This window comes from Rhodophyticola porphyridii (genome assembly GCF_003688285.1).
GTDB classification, from domain to species: domain Bacteria; phylum Pseudomonadota; class Alphaproteobacteria; order Rhodobacterales; family Rhodobacteraceae; genus Rhodophyticola; species Rhodophyticola porphyridii.
On sequence record NZ_RCNT01000009.1, the window covers coordinates 21400 to 38264 of the forward strand.

Sequence of the window (16865 nt, forward strand, 5' to 3'; positions counted from 1 at the left end):
AGCTTCCGGGGTGAGTGATGACATCAGACCTGCGCGTTTCGATGCTGCAAATGACATCCGGCAACCGCCATGCGGCCAATCAGGTGACGGTCGATGAGGCCGCGCATCGGGCTGCGGCGGACGGGTGCGATCTTCTGGCCCTGCCCGAGGCCGCGGGGCTGATGAACAAGGACAAGGAGGATGCGCGCCGCCAGATCACGACCGAGGCGGAGGACCCGTTTTTGCTGACCTGCCGGGGGCTTGCGGCCAAATACGGGCTCTGGATCCAGCCGGGTTCGACCCCGGTCAAGGCCGCCGACGGCCGTTATCTGAACCATGGGACGCTGATCGACCCGTCGGGTGCGATCGTCGCGCGCTACGACAAGGTGCATCTGTTCGATGTCTTCCTCGAAGGGCGCAAGCCCACCGGCGAATCCGACCGCTACGCGCCCGGTACCGAAGCGGTGCTGGTCGACACGCCCTGGGGCCCCTGGGGTCTCAGCATATGCTACGATCTGCGCTTTCCCCATCTTTACCGCGATTATGCCAAGGCCGGGGCGACGGTTCTGTTCATCCCGTCGGCCTTCACCGTTCCCACGGGCCGCGCGCATTGGGAGGTTCTGCTGCGGGCCCGCGCCATCGAGAACGGGGCTTACGTGGTGGCGGCCGCGCAGGTCGGCGATCACGAGGATGGCCGCACCACATGGGGGCATTCCCTCATCATCGACCCATGGGGTGAGGTGGTGGCGGATCTGGGCGGCGACGCGCCCGGCCAGATCTCCGTGACGCTCGACATCGCCAGGGTCGCGGCGGCGCGTCAGCAGATCCCGTCGCTCGAAAACGAACGCGACTACACATTCACGCGCATCGGCGCCCATGAAACAACGCCCGCCTGATACGGGCGCAATCCGACAGGAGACCTCACATGCCCCATTTCCGCAGATTTCTGCTCACGACCGCCGCCGCGCTCGTCACCGCCGGCGGGGCCTTTGCCCAGGACCGCCCCGATCTGGTGATCGCGGTCGACAATCTGTGGCCCACCATGGACCCGGTGATCGGCATTTCCACCTCCGGGGCCCGGGTGCATTCCAACATCTTCGACACGCTCGTGCGCCGGAATCGCTGGGAAGACCCCGACGGAACGGAGCTTGTGCCATGGCTGGCCGAAAGCTGGGAGCGCCTGTCGCCCAATGTCTGGCAGATCAATCTGCGCGAGGGCGTACCGTTCCATGACGGGCATATCATGGATGCCGAGGATGTGGCGTTCTCCATGTCCGCCGAACGGCTCTGGGGGGACGAGCCTCTGGCCCCGCGCGGCACCCGCTATGCCCGTGGCATCATCCGCGTGAAAGCGACCGGCCCCCTGACCGTCGAGGTGGAGACGAGCTATCCCGACCCGAACTTCATCTACCGGCTTGTCACGCCGCTCGGTTTCGTTTTGCCCGCCCATTATTATCAGGAGGTCGGCACCGATGCCTTCGGCCAGATGCCCATGGGCACCGGGCCCTACCGGATGGTGTCCTTCGATCCGTCCGTCTCGGTCGTGGCCGAGGCGTTTGACGACTATTGGGGGGGCGATGTGCCCGCCGACAGCCTGACCTTCCAGATCGTCCCCGAGTTCTCCACCCGCTTCGCAGGGCTGGTTGCCGGCGAGTTCGATGTGGTCGTGTCGGTGCCGGCCGACCAGATCGGCCAGGTGGAGGGGACACCAGGCGTGACCGTCATGACCAAGAGCATCGAGAACTACCCGATGTTCGCCTTCAACATGCTGGAAACGGAGGATCTTCCGGACAATCCGCTGACGGATGTGAACCTGCGTCAGGCGATGGTGGCCGCCATCGACCGGGTGTCGATCACCGATGCGATCTGGGGTGGGGCGACCTTCGTGCCGGCACCGTTCAACTTCCCGGAATATGGCGCCTATTACGACCCCGACCGGCAGCCGCGCATCACCTACGACCCTGACCGCGCCCGCGAATTGCTGGCCGCCAGCGACTATGCGGGGGAGGAGCTGAGCTGGCATATCGTGCGCGGGTTCTACCCGAATTACGAAATCGCCGCCGAATTCATGGTGGAGCAGTGGCGCGAGGTCGGCATCAACGTGGCCATCGAGATCAAGGACAACTTCTCGCTGGCCTATGAACGCCCGTTTCATCTTCTGAACATGTCCATGTCGAGCGAGTTTTCCGGCGATCCCTATCGTCCGCTCTGGATGGACTGGGGCCCGGAATCGAGCCGGGTGCGGGCGGCGCATCGCACCTGGGAGGCGTCCGAACGGTTCTACGAACTGGGGGAGGCCTTCGAGCAGGCGCAGGAGTTCGAGGAGCGCAACGCCGCCTATCTGGCTCTGGTGGAGGAGTGGGAGAACCTCACCCCGGGCATGTATCTGTGGCGCAATGTGGTCAGCTATGCCGTGGATGCCGATCTCGACTGGGATCCGGGAAATTCCGCCGTCACCATCTTCGACAGCCTCTACATGGGCGGTGGCGAATGACGAAAACGCCGGGCGGGGATGCGCCAGCGCCCCCGCTTTTGTCGGTGAACGGCCTCGGCATCGGCCTGCCCCCCGGCGGGGACCGCGCCGAGGCCGTGACCGACATCTCTTTTCAGATCCATCCCGGCGAGACCTTGTGCCTCGTCGGCGAAAGCGGCTCGGGCAAATCGGTGATCGGGCAGGCCATTCTGGGCATGCTGCCACGGGCGCTTCCGGTCACGGGCGGCAGTATCAGGTTGCAGGACAAGGTTTTGCCGCCACAACGCGACCCGGCATATCAGGCGCTGCGTTCGGTCAGGATGGCGATGATCTTTCAGGATGCCGGCGCCAGCCTAAACCCGGTCAAACGCGTCGGGCGGCAATTGGAGGAGATCCTGAAGGTCCACGGCGTGGGCGCGGCGGAGCGTCGCGACCGGGTGCTGGACATGTTCGAGGCCGTGCGCCTGCGCGATCCGGCCCGGATTTTCGCGGCCTATCCGCATCAGCTATCCGGTGGGCAGGCGCAGCGCGTGGTGATTGCCGGCGCACTGTTGCTGAAGCCCGCGCTTTTGGTGGCCGACGAGCCGACGACGGCGCTCGACGTCACGACGCAGGCCGAAATCCTTGATCTGATCGCGGCACTCAAGGCCGAAACCGGCGCGTCTGTCCTGTTCATCACCCATGATTTCGGCGTCGTGGCCGAAATCGCCGATCGCGTGGCGGTGATGAAGGATGGCCGGATTGTCGAGGCGGGGTGGGCGGGGGACGTGCTCGATCGCCCGCAACACCCCTATACGCAGCGCCTTATCGCCGCCTCGCGGCCCACCGGCGCCGCGCCATCCCGGGTTGGGGAGGCCCCGATCCTGGAGGCGGACGGGCTGCATCTCACCTACCGCTCCGGCCCGATCTTCAACCGGCGCATCACGCAGGCCGTGCGCGATGTCTCCCTGTCGCTGGCGCCCGGGCGGACATTGGCGGTGGTGGGCGAAAGCGGCTCCGGCAAATCCTCCCTCGCGCGCTGCCTTCTGCGGCTGGAGGAGGTGGAGCGGGGGACGATCCGCTTCAAGGGCGCGGACATCACCCATCTGGCCGGCCGCGATCTGCAACGTCTGCGCAAATCGGTGCAGGTGGTTCTGCAGGACCCTTACAGCGCCCTGAACCCGCGCCAGACGATCCGCTCGGCCATCGCCGAGGGCGCGATCATCCATGGCATGCCCGTGGCCGAGGCCCGCAGGAAGGCCGAGGATCTGCTGGAACTGACAGGCCTCACCGCCCAGTCCGCAGACCGCTACCCGCATGAGTTTTCCGGCGGGCAGCGGCAGCGGATCTGCATCGCGCGCGCTCTGGCACTGGAGCCGGAACTGCTGATCGCGGACGAGGCCGTCTCGGCGCTCGATGTCTCGATACAGGCGCAGATCCTCGACCTCTTCCGCGACATGCAGGCCCGGTTCGGCTTCGCAATGGTCTTCATCACCCATGATCTGCGCGTGGCCCGTGCCATCAGCGACGACATTCTGGTGATGCAACAGGGCCGCGTGGTCGAAACCGGCGCGACCGGGCAGGTTTTCGACCGTCCGGCCCATGCCTACACCCGCGCGCTGCTTGCCGCCGCGCCGGGCCTTGATCTCGCGATGGAGGAGGGCGCGGCATGACCGGCTATATCCTCTCCCGCGTGCTTCGCGCCATCATCACGCTGCTGATCACGGTATCGCTGGTCTTCATCTTCATCCGTTTCTCGGGCGATCCCGCCGCGGCCCTTGCGCCCCCCGATGCCCCGCAGGAGGTGATCGACCAATACGCCCGCGCGATGGGGCTCGATCAACCGCTCTGGCAGCAATACACCAGCTATATCGGCGGCCTGTTCCGGGGGGAGTTCGGCTATTCGATCCATACCGGCCGCCCGGTCGAGGCGCTCTTTTTCGATCGTCTGCCCTATACCCTGCATCTCGGGCTCACCGCACTCTCCATCGCGCTTGTCCTCGGTATCGCCCTTGGAGCGATCGCCGCGATCAACCGGGGCCGGCTGCTCGACCGCGCCGTGATGGGGTTTTCGGTCTTTGCCTTCGCGATGCCCAATTTTCTCTTCGGTCTTTGCCTGATCCTGATCGGTGCGCTGGTCTTTCAGGTGTTTCTGGCCGGCGCCGGCGCCAATGTCCTGTTCCCGGCGCTGACCCTCGGGCTGGCCGCCATGGGCAGTTTCGCCCGCTTCGCCCGATCCTCCCTGCTGGAAACCATCAACGCGCCCTTCATGCGCGCGGCCGAGGCCCGCGGCATCCCCTTCGCACGGCGTCTGATCCTGCATGCCGCGCCCAATGCCGCGATCCCGCTGGTCACCCTTGTGGGCCTGTCGCTCGGCGCGCTGATCGCGGGCTCCGTCGTGACCGAACAGGTCTTTGCCTGGCCCGGTGTGGGCCAGCTTCTGGTGCGCTCGGTCGCCACGCGCGACATTGCCACCGTGCAGTTTCTGGTTCTGGCCGTGGCCTTCACGATGATCATGGCCAATCTCATCGTCGATCTGCTCTATCTGGTCATCGACCCGCGGATCCGGGTGAAATGAGATGAGCGGGATCGCCACATATCGCCCGCCGCCGATGCCCTGGAGCGTCCGGCTGTCGCTGGTCTTCATCGCGGCCTTCGTGCTCTTCGCGCTTTTCGGCCAGTTCCTCAGCCCGCATGAATTCCGCGCGACCTCGATGTTCGACCGGCTGCTGCCACCGGGCTCGCCCGAGTATCTCCTCGGGACGGATGCGCGCGGCCGCGATGTGCTTGTCCGCCTTGCCGTGGGTGCGCAGATCACGCTGATCGTGGCCATCGCTGGCACATTGATCGGGGCCATTCTCGGGTCGCTCCTCGGTATCCTCGCCGCCGCGCGCCGCGGCCCGACCGAAGCGGTGATCGTCGCCGCGATCGATGTTCAGGCCTCGCTTCCGATCATCGTGGTGGCGCTGTTCGTGCTGGCGATGTTCGACAACAGTTTCGTGCTGTTCCTGCTCCTGATCGGTCTGAACGGCTGGGAGGTCTATGCCCGCCTGATGCGCGGGGCCACGCTGTCGGCGAAGGAGCATGGATATGTCACCGCCGTCCGCGCGCTCGGCGCTTCGCCCATTCGCATCTATCTGCGCCATGTCCTGCCCAATATCCTGAACGTGGCACTTGTACAGTTTACCGTGAACCTGCCGCTGACAGTGCTGCTGGAAACCGCGCTGTCGTTTCTGGGCCTCGGCGTGCAGCCGCCGCTCACCAGCCTCGGCCAGATCATGAGCGAAGGGCGCGACCGTTTGCTGACCGCGTGGTGGCTGACGCTGTTTCCCGGAGCGATCATTTTCCTTCTGGCGCTGTCGGTCAGCCTGACGGGCGACTGGCTGCGCGACCGTCTGGATCCGACATTGAGGTCAGAGAGATGAACCGGAGTTTGCCATCCCCGCCGAAATACCGCATCGGGCCCGCGCCTTCGCCGCTTGCCGACAGCTTGATCGACACGCTGATGCAATGCGAAACCACGATGCTGGGCCATATCCTTTACTGGGGGGCGATGGATACCGGGCTGCGCCCCAATGCCGGGCTGGCCCCGCGCGTGGCGGGCCGCGCGCTCACCGTGCAATGCCCCGGCCCCTGTTCCACGATCCTGCATCACGCCATCGGGCTGGCCCGGCCCGGCGATATTCTGGTGATCGACCGTCTGGGCGATACGCGCCATGCCTGTCTGGGCGATGGCGTGGCCGCTGCGGCCATGCGGGCGGGCATCATCGCTGCGGTGATCGACGGGCCCTGCACGGACACGGCCGAACTGGCCGATCTGGGGTTTCCGGTTTGGTGCCGGGGCACATCGCCCATCACCACGCGGCTTCTGGATCTCGGCGGACGGGTCCGGGTGCCGGTCTCCTGCGGCGGCGTGGCGGTCTCCGCCGGCGATGCGGTTCTGGCCGATGCGGATGGCATCTATGCCATGGACCCGGCAGAGGCCGAGCTGATCGCGGGCATCGCGCTGGAACGGGGGCAGATCGTGGCCGGTCGCCGCGCCGCGCGCGATGGCGATGCGACCCTGCCGCTGGGCGAGATGACCGGCGCCACCGCGATGGTCGAGGCGGGGGCGATATCCGTCGATTGACAGCGCGCCGACGCGCCTGCTCAGCTGGCCCGCGGGTCCAGCAGCTTTTCCAGCACCCGGTCCTTGGTGACCTGCCCCAGAACCTTGCCGTCCTGCTCCACACCCACCGGGTGATCCTCCCCGCCGATCATCTCCATCACCTGGCGGATATCCTCGTCGGGGCCGACCCACAGCGTCGGTTCGCCCTCCACCGGCACCATCACGTCGCGCGCGCAGAGCACGCCGAGCGGGTTCATATGGGCCACGAAGTCGGACACATATGCATCCGCCGGGTCTGAATAGATCTCCTTGGGTGTGCCGCATTGCACGATCCGCCCGCCCTCCATGATCGCGATCCGGTCGCCCAGCTTGAAGGCTTCGTCCAGATCGTGGCTGACGAAGATGATCGTGCGCTTCAACGTCTGTTGCAGTTCGATCAGCTCATCCTGCAAGCGGGTCCGGATAAGCGGATCGAGAGCGGAAAACGGCTCGTCCATCAACAGGATCGGCGCGTCGGTCACAAAGGCGCGGGCCAGACCCACGCGCTGTTGCATTCCTCCTGACAGATCGCCCACCTTGCGCTCCGCCCAGTCGGTGAGGCCCACAAGCTCCAGCTGCGCGTCCACCTTTTCGCGGCGCGCGGCGGCGGACATGCCGCCCAGCTCCAGACCAAGACCCACGTTTTCCCGCACGCTGCGCCAGGGCAGCAGGCCGAACTGCTGAAACACCATCGCGATCTGGCTTTGCCGCATACGGCGGAGCGTGGCCGCATTGGCATGGGTCACATCCACCATCTGCGTCCCGTCATTGACCCGCACACTGCCGCGCACCACCGGGTTCAACCCGTTGACCGCCCGAAGAAGGGTGGACTTGCCCGAGCCCGACAGGCCCATCAGCACCAGGATCTCACCTTCCTCCACCGACAGGTCGCAATTATGCACGCCCAGAACCTGCCCGCAGGCCGCCTGCACATCATGGCGCGATTTGCCCTCGTCCATCAGCGGCAGGGCGCTCTCCGGCCTGTCGCCGAAGACGATGGAGACATTCTCGAATTCAACGGCAACGCTCATTTTCGCTCCACCCGCAACATGCGGTCGAGCATGATGGCAACGACCACGATGATGAACCCGCTTTCGAACCCGAGCGAGGTGTTGACCGAGTTGAGCGCGCGCACCACCGGCACGCCCAATCCGTCCGCACCGACCAGCGCCGCGATCACCACCATCGACAGCGACAGCATGATCGTCTGGTTCAGCCCCGCCATGATCTGCGGCAGCGCATAAGGCAGTTCCACCTTCCACAGCTTCTGCCGCGGCGTGGCTCCGAACGCCTCCGCCGCCTCGATCAGCGGCTGCGGCGTCGACGAGATGCCCAGATGCGTCAGCCGGATCGGCGCCGGCAGCACGAAGATCACCGTGGCGATCAGGCCCGGCACCATGCCGATGCCGAAAAACACGATCGCGGGGATCAGGTAGACGAAGGTCGGCAGCGTTTGCATCAGGTCAAGCACCGGCCGCATGAACTGATAAAGCCGGGGCCTGTGCGCCGCGGCGATGCCGATGGGTACGCCCACCGCCATGCAGACCACGCAGGCCGACAGAACCAGCGTCAGGCTCTCGGTCGTCTCCTCCCAGTATCCCTGGTTCAGGATGAACAGGAAGCCCGCGAAGATAAGCGCCGGAACCTGCCAGCGGCGATGGATCAGCCAGGCGAGCGTGGTGAAGATCAGGATGATCAGGAACGGATGCAGATCGGGGCTGTAAAGCGGCTGGTAATCCTCCGCCCCCGTCGCCCATGAGATGTCCAGCGGGTCCTGCAACACGGCCAGAATGCCATCGATCATCGCCTCCAGCATGATCGACAGCCCATCGAAGAACCATGCCCCGTTTTGCTGCAGCCAGTCGAACGCACCGCCCGCGACCCGCCCGACGGGGATCTTGTTGTCTTCTATCCAGTCCAGCATCTCGCCCCCGGTTCTCGCAAATACCGGCGCGCCCCCCAGGCGGGGGGCGGGACCGGCCTGGGCGGGCGCATGTCATGCGCCCGCCCGGATGTCGGTTTACATGTCCAGCGCGGCGTTGACGGCCTCAAGCGCATCGCCGCCATCCGCGGTGGTCACGCCGTCAAGCCAGACGGGCAGGACATCGCGATTGGCCGAAAGCCACGCCTCGGCCGCATCGCGCGGGTCCTCGCCATCGTTCAGGATCGCCCCCATGATCTCGTTTTCCATGGCCAGCGTGAACTCCAGGTTCTGCAGGAGCGCGCCCACATTCGGGCAGGCCTCCACGAACCCGGCTGAGGTATTGGTGTACACGGTCGCCCCTCCCAGATTGGGGCCGAACCAGTCATCGCCGCCCTCCAGATAGGTCAGGTCGAAATTCGCGTTCATCGGGTGCGGCTCCCAGCCCAGGAACACGATCGGCTCGTCACGATCCGATGCCCGGGCAACCTGTGCCAGCATGCCCGCCTCGGAGCTTTCCACCACCTCGAACCCGCTCAGCCCGAACGCATCCGCCGCGATCATGTCGAGGATCAGCCGGTTGCCGTCATTGCCGGGCTCGATCCCGTAGATCTCGGCCTCCAGCGCGTCCGCATTGGCGGCGATGGCATCGAAGCTGGTGATCCCGAGGGCCGCGCCTGCCGCGTTCGTGGCCAGCGTGTACTTTGCGCCTTCAAGGTTCGCGCGAACCGTGTCCACCGTACCGGCCTCGCGATAGGGCGCGATATCGGCCTCCATGGTCGGCATCCAGTTGCCAAGGAAGATGTCGATATCGCCGGCGGCCAGCGCGGTATAGGTCACCGGCACCGACAGCACCTGAATATCCGTCTCGTAGCCAAGCGCGTCGAGCACATAAGTGGTTGCCGCCGTGGTCGCGGTGATATCGGTCCAGCCCACATCCGAGAACGTGATCGTCTCGCAATCGGCGGCCGCAAGGCCCGCACCCATCACCAGTGCGATGGCGGAGGTTGTCGTCAGTTTCAGCATTGTGTTACTCCCTGTTTTTGATTGACTCGTCAGTCAACATTAACGAGTCTCAAGCCCTGTCCTGTCAACGGAGATGATTGTGCCCAAAATCGGAATGGAACCCCTCCGTCGAACTGCTTTGGTCGAGGCAACGATCGTTGAGATCGGCCGTGTAGGCACGTTAGACATCACTGTGGCGCAGATTGCAAAGCGTGCGGGTATGTCCAGCGCGCTGGCCCATCATTATTTCGGCGGCAAGGAACAGATGTTCGCCGCCGCCATGCGCCATGTGCTGGCCCTTTACGGGGCCGAAGTGCGTGGCGCGCTGAGCATGGCCAGAACGCCGCGCGCGCGGGTGGAGGCGGTGATCCGCGCCAGTTTCTCCACCAGCAACTTTCGCCCCGAGGTCGTTGCCGCGTGGCTGAACTTCTATGTGCAGGCACAACGCTCCGACGAAGCCGCACGGCTCTTGCGGGTTTACCACGCGCGGCTGCGCAGCAATCTTCATCACGATCTGCACAAGCTTGCCGGCCCCCGCGCCGCACAGCTGACCCGCGGCATCGCGGCCATGATCGACGGGCTCTACATCCGGCAGGCGCTCGGGACCGAGCGGTTGCGCGGCGAGGACGCGATCACGCTTATCATGACGTATCTCGACACCGCTCTCGACCGCGGGGCCGGCGAATGACCCAAACCATCGCAGACAGGCCCGCGCCCGCCGCCTTTGTCAGGCGGCTCTCCCGCCATCGGCGCCCCTGCACCCAGACATTCGATTTCAGAGACAACACGCAGCTCCGGCTGCAAGGAAGATAAGGACCCGCCATGCGCTTCACCCCGCCCGAAGCCAGCCACTACATCAACGGTGCCTATGTGGAGGACACCTCCGGTGACCCGATCCCGGTGATCTATCCGGCGACGGGCAAGACCCTTTGCACGCTTCACGCCGCCACGCCCGCCATCGTCGATCAGGCATTGGAGGCCGCGCAAGCGGCGCAGAAGCTCTGGGCCCGGACAAGCGGTGCGGAGCGGTCCCGCATTCTGCGCAGGGCCGCCGATATCATGCGCGCGCGCAACCACGGTCTCAGCGTGCTGGAGACCTACGACACCGGCAAGCCGCTTCAGGAAACGCTGGTCGCCGATGCCACCTCCGGCGCCGATGCGCTGGAATACTTCGCCGCCCATGCGGCCACGATGACTGGCCACCATATCCCGCTTCCCGGTGGCGATTTCGCCTATACCATCCGCGAGCCTCTGGGCGTCTGCGCGGGTCTCGGCGCATGGAATTATCCCACGCAAATCGCCTGCTGGAAAACCGCGCCCGCACTTGCCTGCGGCAATGCGATGGTTTTCAAACCGTCCGAAACCACCCCGCTCTGCGCCCTGAAAATCGCCGAAATCCTGACCGAGGCGGGCGCCCCACCGGGTCTGATGAACGTGATTCAGGGCTACGGGCCCGTGGGCGCGGCGCTCTCCACCGATCCGCGCGTGGCCAAGGTGTCGCTCACCGGTTCCGCGCCGACCGGCACCCGGGTCTATGCGGCCGCGGCGGCGGGCATGAAACACGTCACCATGGAACTCGGCGGCAAATCCCCCCTTGTCATCTTCGACGACGCGGATCTTGAAAACGCCGTTTCCGGCGCGATCATGGCCAATTTCTATTCCTCCGGGCAGGTCTGCTCCAACGGCACGCGGGTCTTCGTGCAATCCGGGATCAGGGATGCGTTTCTCGCCCGTCTGACCGAGCGGCTGGCCGGTGCGGTGATCGGCGATCCGCTGGACGAGGCCACGAGCTTCGGCCCGATGGCGTCCGAGGCGCAGATGAACATCGTGCTCGGCTATATCGAGAGCGGCAAGCAGGAAGGCGCGCGGCTTGTGACCGGCGGGCACCGGCTTGATCGTGAGGGGTATTTCCTCGCGCCCACCGTTTTCGCCGATGTCACCGACGGGATGACCATCGCCCGGGAGGAGATCTTCGGCCCGGTTCTCAGCGTGCTCGATTTCGAAACCGAGGAGGAGGTGATCGCGCGCGCGAACGAGACCGAATTCGGCCTCGCCGCCGGTGTCTTCACCCGGGATATCACCCGCGCTCACCGTGTGGTGCAAAATTTCGAGGCCGGAACCTGTTATGTGAACTGCTACAATCTGGCCCCGGTGGAGGCGCCGTTCGGGGGCGTCAAGGCCTCCGGCCTCGGGCGCGAAAACTCGGCCGAGGCGCTCAATCATTACTCCCAGACACGGACTGTCTACATCGCAATGAACGATGTGGAGGCCCCTTTCTAAGGCACTGACATGGAAGCGGATTTTGTTATCGTGGGCGCCGGCTCGTCTGGCTGCGCCATGGCCTATCGCCTGTCCGGGGCGGGCGCCAGCGTTCTGCTGATCGAAGCGGGCGGCACAGATGCGGGCCCGTTCATCCAGATGCCTGCCGCGCTCAGCTACCCGATGAACATGGCCCGCTATGACTGGGGCTATCGCTCCGAACCCGAGCCGCATCTGAACAACCGCCGCCTCGCTACGCCGCGTGGCAAGGTGCTGGGCGGTTCCAGCTCGATCAACGGGATGGTCTATGTGCGCGGTCATGCCCGCGATTTCGACACATGGGCCGAGATGGGGGCCAAAGGCTGGAGCTATGCCGACGTGCTGCCCTATTACAAGCGGATGGAGCATTGGCATCCCGGCCCCCGCGATGGAGACCGGGCATGGCGTGGCACCGACGGCCCGCTGCATGTCACCCGCGGGCCGCGCCGGAACCCGCTCTATCACGCCTTTGTCGAGGCCGGCCGGCAGGCCGGCTATCAGACGACCGATGATTACAACGGCGAGAAACAGGAAGGTTTCGGCCCGATGGAACAGACCGTCTGGCGCGGGAGGCGCTGGTCGGCGGCCAATGCCTATCTGCGGCCGGCGCTGAAACGGCCAAACTGCGATCTGATCCGGGCCGAAGCGCGCCGGGTGGTGATCGAAGAGGGTCGCGCCGTCGGCGTGGAGGTGGTGCGCGGCGGCGCAATCGAACTGGTGCGTGCCCGGCGGGAGGTGATCGTCGCGGCCTCGTCGATCAATTCCCCCAAGCTTCTGATGCTGTCCGGCATCGGGCCGGCGGCGCATCTGGCCGAACACGGTCTCCCCGTTATCGCCGACCGGCCCGGCGTGGGCGCGAACCTGCAGGATCATCTGGAGATCTATTTCCAGATCGCCTCCCGCCAGCCGATCACGCTTTACCGCTATTGGAACCTGATCTCCAAGGCGGTGATCGGGGCGCAGTGGCTGTTCACGAAAACCGGCCTCGGGGCCTCGAACCAGTTCGAATCCGCGGCGTTCATCCGCTCGGGCGCGGGGATCGACTACCCCGATATTCAATACCATTTCCTGCCCATGGCGGTTCGGTATGACGGGCGGGCGGCAGCGGAAGGCCACGGGTTTCAGGCCCATGTCGGCCCCATGCGCAGCCGCTCCCGCGGCCATGTCCGGCTTGCATCCGCAGATCCGGCGGAGGCGCCGAAAATCACCTTCAACTACATGTCCCATGAGCAGGACTGGACAGAGTTCCGCCAATGCCTCCGCCTGACCCGGGAGATCTTCGCGCAGGAGGCTTTCGCGCCCTTCGTGCGGCACGAGATTCAGCCCGGCGCCGCCCTGCAGACCGACGAGGAGCTTGACGGGTTCATCCGCGAACACGCCGAAAGCGCTTATCACCCCTGCGGAACGGCGCGGATGGGCCGGGCCGATGATCCGATGGCGGTGGTGGATCCGGAGACCCGGGTGATCGGGGTGGATCGCCTGCGGCTGGCGGATAGTTCGATCTTTCCGCAGATCACCAACGGCAATCTGAACGCTCCGTCGATCATGGTGGGCGAAAAGGCGGCCGATCATATCCTCGGCAAGCCACCCCAGCCGGCCTCCAACATGAGGCCGTGGATGCATCCGGACTGGGCCGGTTCGCAGCGCTAGCCACTCGCCACGGCGCGTTGTGCGGCGCGGTAAGGCCTTGCGATGCCGTGAAAAACCGTCTTCTTCCGCGATGATCGCGGGCAGGGGGCTCCGCGCGGGAATGCAAACCTGCCGGTGCGCGCAAGGCCCGGCTTCCATCCCCCGCGCCGCGGCGGTAACGTCGCCGCAGGAAGCGGAGGGGCAGGCATGGATCGCGCCGAGATCGTTCATCAGAATTTCCTGACCCGGGTCGGCTCCGGCGATCTGCCGCCGGGGGCTGCCCCCAACGGCGGGCTCAGCGGGCCCGAGGCGGTCCGCCTGTACCGCGCGCAGGTGCTCAGCCGCGCGCTCGACCTCACCAGCCGCGCGATGCAGAAGGCCGGGCAGGGCTTCTACACCATCGGCTCGTCGGGCCATGAAGGCATGGCCGCCGTGGCCCATGCGCTCCGCCCCGACGACATCGCCTTCCTCCATTACCGCGATGCGGCGTTTCAGATCGCCCGCGCCGATCAGGTGCCGGGCCAGTCCATCGCCTGGGACATGCTGCTCAGCTTCGCCTGTTCTTCCGAGGATCCGATTTCGGGCGGCCGGCACAAGGTGCTGGGCTCCCGGGCGCTGATGATCCCGCCGCAGACCTCCACCATCGCCAGCCATCTGCCCAAGGCGGTGGGCGCGGCCTATGGCATCGGGCTGGCCCGCCGTCACCCGCCGGAACACCGGATGCTGGCCGGTGATGCGATTGCCATGTGTTCCTTCGGCGATGCCTCGATCAACCATTCCACCGCACAGGGTGCGATCAACACGGCGGGCTGGACCGCCATCCAGTCGGTCCCGCTGCCTCTGCTTTTCGTCTGCGAGGACAATGGCATCGGCATCTCCACCCAGACCCCGAAAGGCTGGGTCGCCGCCTCGATGATGCATCGTCCCGGGATCCAGTATTTCGCCGCCAACGGGCTCGACCTCTACGAGACCGCGCGGGTCGCCGCAGAGGCCGCCGCCTATGTGCGCCGCCGCCGCAAACCCGCCTTTCTGCATCTGAACATGGTCCGGCTCTACGGTCATGCGGGCGCCGACCTGCCCACGACCTATCTGCCGAAAGCCCAGGTCGAGGCGGAGGAGGCGAACGACCCGTTGCTGCATTCCGTCCGCCTGCTCGATGCGGCGGGCGCGCTGGCTCCCACGGAGGCTCTGGCGATCTATGAGGAGACCTGCGCCCGCGTGGACGCGGTCGCGGCCGATGCCGTGACCCGACCCCGGCTTGAAACCGCCCGCGATGTGATGGCCAGCCTGATCCCGCCGAAACGCGCCTGCCGCCCCACCAACGGCCCCACGCCCGCGGCGCGCGCGGCGGCTTTCGGGGCCGATCTGAAACAGCTCGACACGCCCCAGCCGATGTCGCGCCTGCTCAACTGGGCGCTGACCGATCTGATGCTGGAGCAGCGCGAGATCGTGCTGATGGGCGAAGATGTGGGCCGCAAGGGCGGCGTCTATGGCGTCACCCAGAAGCTTCACCAGCGTTTTGGAGCCGACCGGATGATCGACACCCTGCTGGACGAGCAGTCCATTCTGGGCCTCGCCATCGGTCTTGGCCAGAACGGTTTCCTGCCGATGCCCGAGATCCAGTTCCTCGCCTATCTCCACAATGCCGAGGACCAGCTTCGGGGGGAGGCCGCGACGCTGCCCTTTTTCAGCCAGGGCCAGTTCACCAACCCGATGGTGCTGCGGATCGCGGGTCTGGGCTATCAGAAAGGCTTCGGCGGGCACTTTCACAATGACAACTCGGTGGCCGTTCTGCGCGATATCCCGGGGCTGATCCTCGCCTGCCCGTCGAACGGCGAAGATGCGGTGCAGATGCTCCGCGAATGTGTGCGGCTCGCCCGGGAGGAGCAAAGGGTCGTCGTCTTCCTTGAACCCATCGCGCTTTATCCGATGCGGGATCTGCACGAACCCGGCGACGGCGCATGGATGGGCACCTATCCCCCGCCGGATCTGCGGATCGGTCTGGGGCAGCCGGGGCAGCATGGCGCGGGCACCGATCTGGCCATCGTGAGTTTCGGGAACGGTGCCTATCTGTCCATGCAGGCCCGCAAAAAGCTTCTGGATCAGGGCGTTGACGCGCGGGTGATCGACCTGCGCTGGCTTTCGCCCCTGCCGGAAGCCGCCCTTGTGGAGGCGGTTGCCGATTGCGCCCATGTGCTCGTCGTCGATGAAACCCGCCGGTCCGGCGGCGTGGCCGAGGCGCTGATGGCGACCCTGGCGGAGGCCGGAACACCCTCCTTCGCCCGGCTCACGGCGGAGGACAGTTTCATCGCCACCGGGCCCGCCTATGCCGCCACCATGCCGTCTGCCGACGGGATCGTCAGGGCCGCGCTTGCCCTTGTCGGAGCGGCCCGATGACCCGGCGCGCGGTGCTGGTCTGCCCCGGTCGCGGCACCTACAACAAGGCGGAGCTTGGGTATCTCGCCCGCCATCACGGCGACAAGGCCGGGCTGCTTGCGCGGTTCGATGCGATCCGCGCCGAAGCAGGGCAGGAGCCGGTCACCGCCCTTGACGGATCGGCCCGCTTTCAGCCGGCGATACACACCCGCGGCGACATCGCGTCCCCCCTGATCTATGCCAGCGCCTATGCCGATGCGCTGTCACTGGCAGGCGATATCGAGATCGTGGCGGTCACCGGCAACTCCATGGGCTGGTACATCGCGCTGGCCGCAGGCGGCGCGCTCAGCGCCGAAAACGGCTTCCGCATGGTCAACACCATGGGCAGGCTGATGCAGGAGGCGTCGATCGGGCTGCAACTGGTCTATCCCGTCGTGGGGGAGGACTGGCGCCCGGATCCGGCGCGCAGGGCCGAACTTATGACGCTGGTGTCGCGGATCGACGGGCGCAAGGGCCATCGGCTGGCGCTGTCGATCGATCTGGGCGGCATGCTGGTTCTGGCCGGGGACGCCGACGGGCTCGCCGCGTTCGAGGCCGCCGTGCCGCCGGACGGCCCGGCGCCCCTGCGCCTGCCGAACCATGCCGCGTTCCATACCGACATGCAGGCCCCGGTCGCCGAACGGGGCCGCGCGGTCTTGCCACCGGATATGTTCACCCAGCCCACGGTGCCGCTGATCGACGGGCGCGGCGCGATCTGGTGGCCCCACGCGACCGATACGGCCGCATTGTGGAGCTACACGCTTGGTCACCAGATCACCGAACCCTACGATTTCACCCGTGCGGTCACCGTGGCTGCCCGCGAATTCGCCCCTGATCTTTTCATCGTCACCGGGCCGGGCACCACGCTCGGCGGCGCGGTGGCCCAGTCGCTGATCGCCTGTAACTGGCGGGGCCTGACAGACAAGGCGGCGTTTCAGTCGCGGCAGGCGGAAGCGCCGCTGCTGGTCGCCATGGGCCGCGAGGACCAGCGCAAACTGGTGCTCTGAACCCGAAAGCGG

General features: G+C 66.1%; 14 protein-coding genes. 11 read left to right on the top strand and 3 right to left on the bottom strand.

Going from position 1 to position 16865, the window contains the following annotated elements:
* The first annotated feature begins 17 nt into the window (after positions 1 to 17).
* The 6 genes from D9R08_RS16030 to D9R08_RS16055 are packed head-to-tail and all read left to right on the top strand — an operon-like array spanning position 18 to position 6560.
* Positions 18 to 875, top strand: coding sequence for a carbon-nitrogen hydrolase family protein (locus D9R08_RS16030; RefSeq protein ID WP_121899087.1), 858 nt, complete (start codon positions 18 to 20; stop codon positions 873 to 875).
* Positions 876 to 904: 29 nt separating this feature from the next.
* Complete coding sequence (locus D9R08_RS16035; RefSeq protein ID WP_121899088.1) at positions 905 to 2473, top strand: ABC transporter substrate-binding protein; 1569 nt, start codon at positions 905 to 907, stop codon at positions 2471 to 2473.
* On the top strand, positions 2470 to 4104 hold the full coding sequence (locus D9R08_RS16040) for a dipeptide ABC transporter ATP-binding protein (protein ID WP_121899089.1): 1635 nt from the start codon (positions 2470 to 2472) through the stop codon (positions 4102 to 4104). Before D9R08_RS16035 ends, D9R08_RS16040 begins: the two co-directional genes overlap by 4 nt.
* Complete coding sequence (locus D9R08_RS16045; RefSeq protein ID WP_121899090.1) at positions 4101 to 5009, top strand: ABC transporter permease; 909 nt, start codon at positions 4101 to 4103, stop codon at positions 5007 to 5009. The genes D9R08_RS16040 and D9R08_RS16045 overlap by 4 nt, the downstream gene beginning before the upstream one ends.
* Before the next feature lies 1 nt (position 5010).
* Positions 5011 to 5856, top strand: a complete 846-nt coding sequence (locus D9R08_RS16050; RefSeq protein WP_199709401.1) for an ABC transporter permease — start codon at positions 5011 to 5013, stop codon at positions 5854 to 5856.
* A complete protein-coding gene (locus D9R08_RS16055) occupies positions 5853 to 6560 on the top strand; it encodes an RraA family protein (protein ID WP_121899091.1) in 708 nt (235 codons plus the stop codon). Before D9R08_RS16050 ends, D9R08_RS16055 begins: the two co-directional genes overlap by 4 nt.
* A 20-nt stretch (positions 6561 to 6580) precedes the next feature.
* Here the strand turns inward: D9R08_RS16055 and choV are convergent, their stop codons facing one another.
* The 3 genes from choV to choX form a co-directional block, all read right to left on the bottom strand.
* Entirely contained in the window at positions 6581 to 7609 is a 1029-nt protein-coding gene (gene choV, locus D9R08_RS16060) for a choline ABC transporter ATP-binding protein (protein WP_121899092.1), read from the bottom strand.
* Positions 7606 to 8499 (bottom strand): choline ABC transporter permease subunit, encoded by an 894-nt coding sequence (gene choW / locus D9R08_RS16065; RefSeq protein WP_121899218.1) that lies wholly within the window; start codon positions 8497 to 8499, stop codon positions 7606 to 7608. Before choW ends, choV begins: the two co-directional genes overlap by 4 nt.
* A gap of 99 nt (positions 8500 to 8598) precedes the next feature.
* On the bottom strand, positions 8599 to 9525 hold the full coding sequence (gene choX / locus D9R08_RS16070) for a choline ABC transporter substrate-binding protein (RefSeq protein WP_121899093.1): 927 nt from the start codon (positions 9523 to 9525) through the stop codon (positions 8599 to 8601).
* A 94-nt stretch (positions 9526 to 9619) separates the two neighbouring features.
* On the opposite strand from choX, the gene betI reads away from it, so the two are divergent.
* From betI to D9R08_RS16095, 5 genes are all read left to right on the top strand, one after another.
* Positions 9620 to 10192: a choline-binding transcriptional repressor BetI gene (betI, locus tag D9R08_RS16075; RefSeq protein WP_233557524.1), complete on the top strand. Its 573-nt coding sequence runs from the start codon at positions 9620 to 9622 to the stop codon at positions 10190 to 10192.
* Positions 10193 to 10326: 134 nt separating this feature from the next.
* Complete coding sequence (gene betB / locus D9R08_RS16080) at positions 10327 to 11784, top strand: betaine-aldehyde dehydrogenase (RefSeq protein ID WP_121899094.1); 1458 nt, start codon at positions 10327 to 10329, stop codon at positions 11782 to 11784.
* Positions 11785 to 11793: 9 nt separating this feature from the next.
* Positions 11794 to 13452 carry a choline dehydrogenase gene (gene betA / locus D9R08_RS16085; RefSeq protein ID WP_121899095.1) on the top strand — a complete coding sequence of 553 codons (1659 nt, stop codon included), beginning with the start codon at positions 11794 to 11796 and terminating at the stop codon, positions 13450 to 13452.
* Between the two features lie 186 nt (positions 13453 to 13638).
* The gene (locus D9R08_RS16090) at positions 13639 to 15828 is read left to right on the top strand and encodes a thiamine pyrophosphate-dependent enzyme (RefSeq protein ID WP_121899096.1); all 2190 of its coding nucleotides are present in this window, start codon (positions 13639 to 13641) and stop codon (positions 15826 to 15828) included.
* Positions 15825 to 16853: an ACP S-malonyltransferase gene (locus D9R08_RS16095; RefSeq protein ID WP_121899097.1), complete on the top strand. Its 1029-nt coding sequence runs from the start codon at positions 15825 to 15827 to the stop codon at positions 16851 to 16853. The genes D9R08_RS16090 and D9R08_RS16095 overlap by 4 nt, the downstream gene beginning before the upstream one ends.
* Positions 16854 to 16865 lie beyond the last annotated feature (12 nt).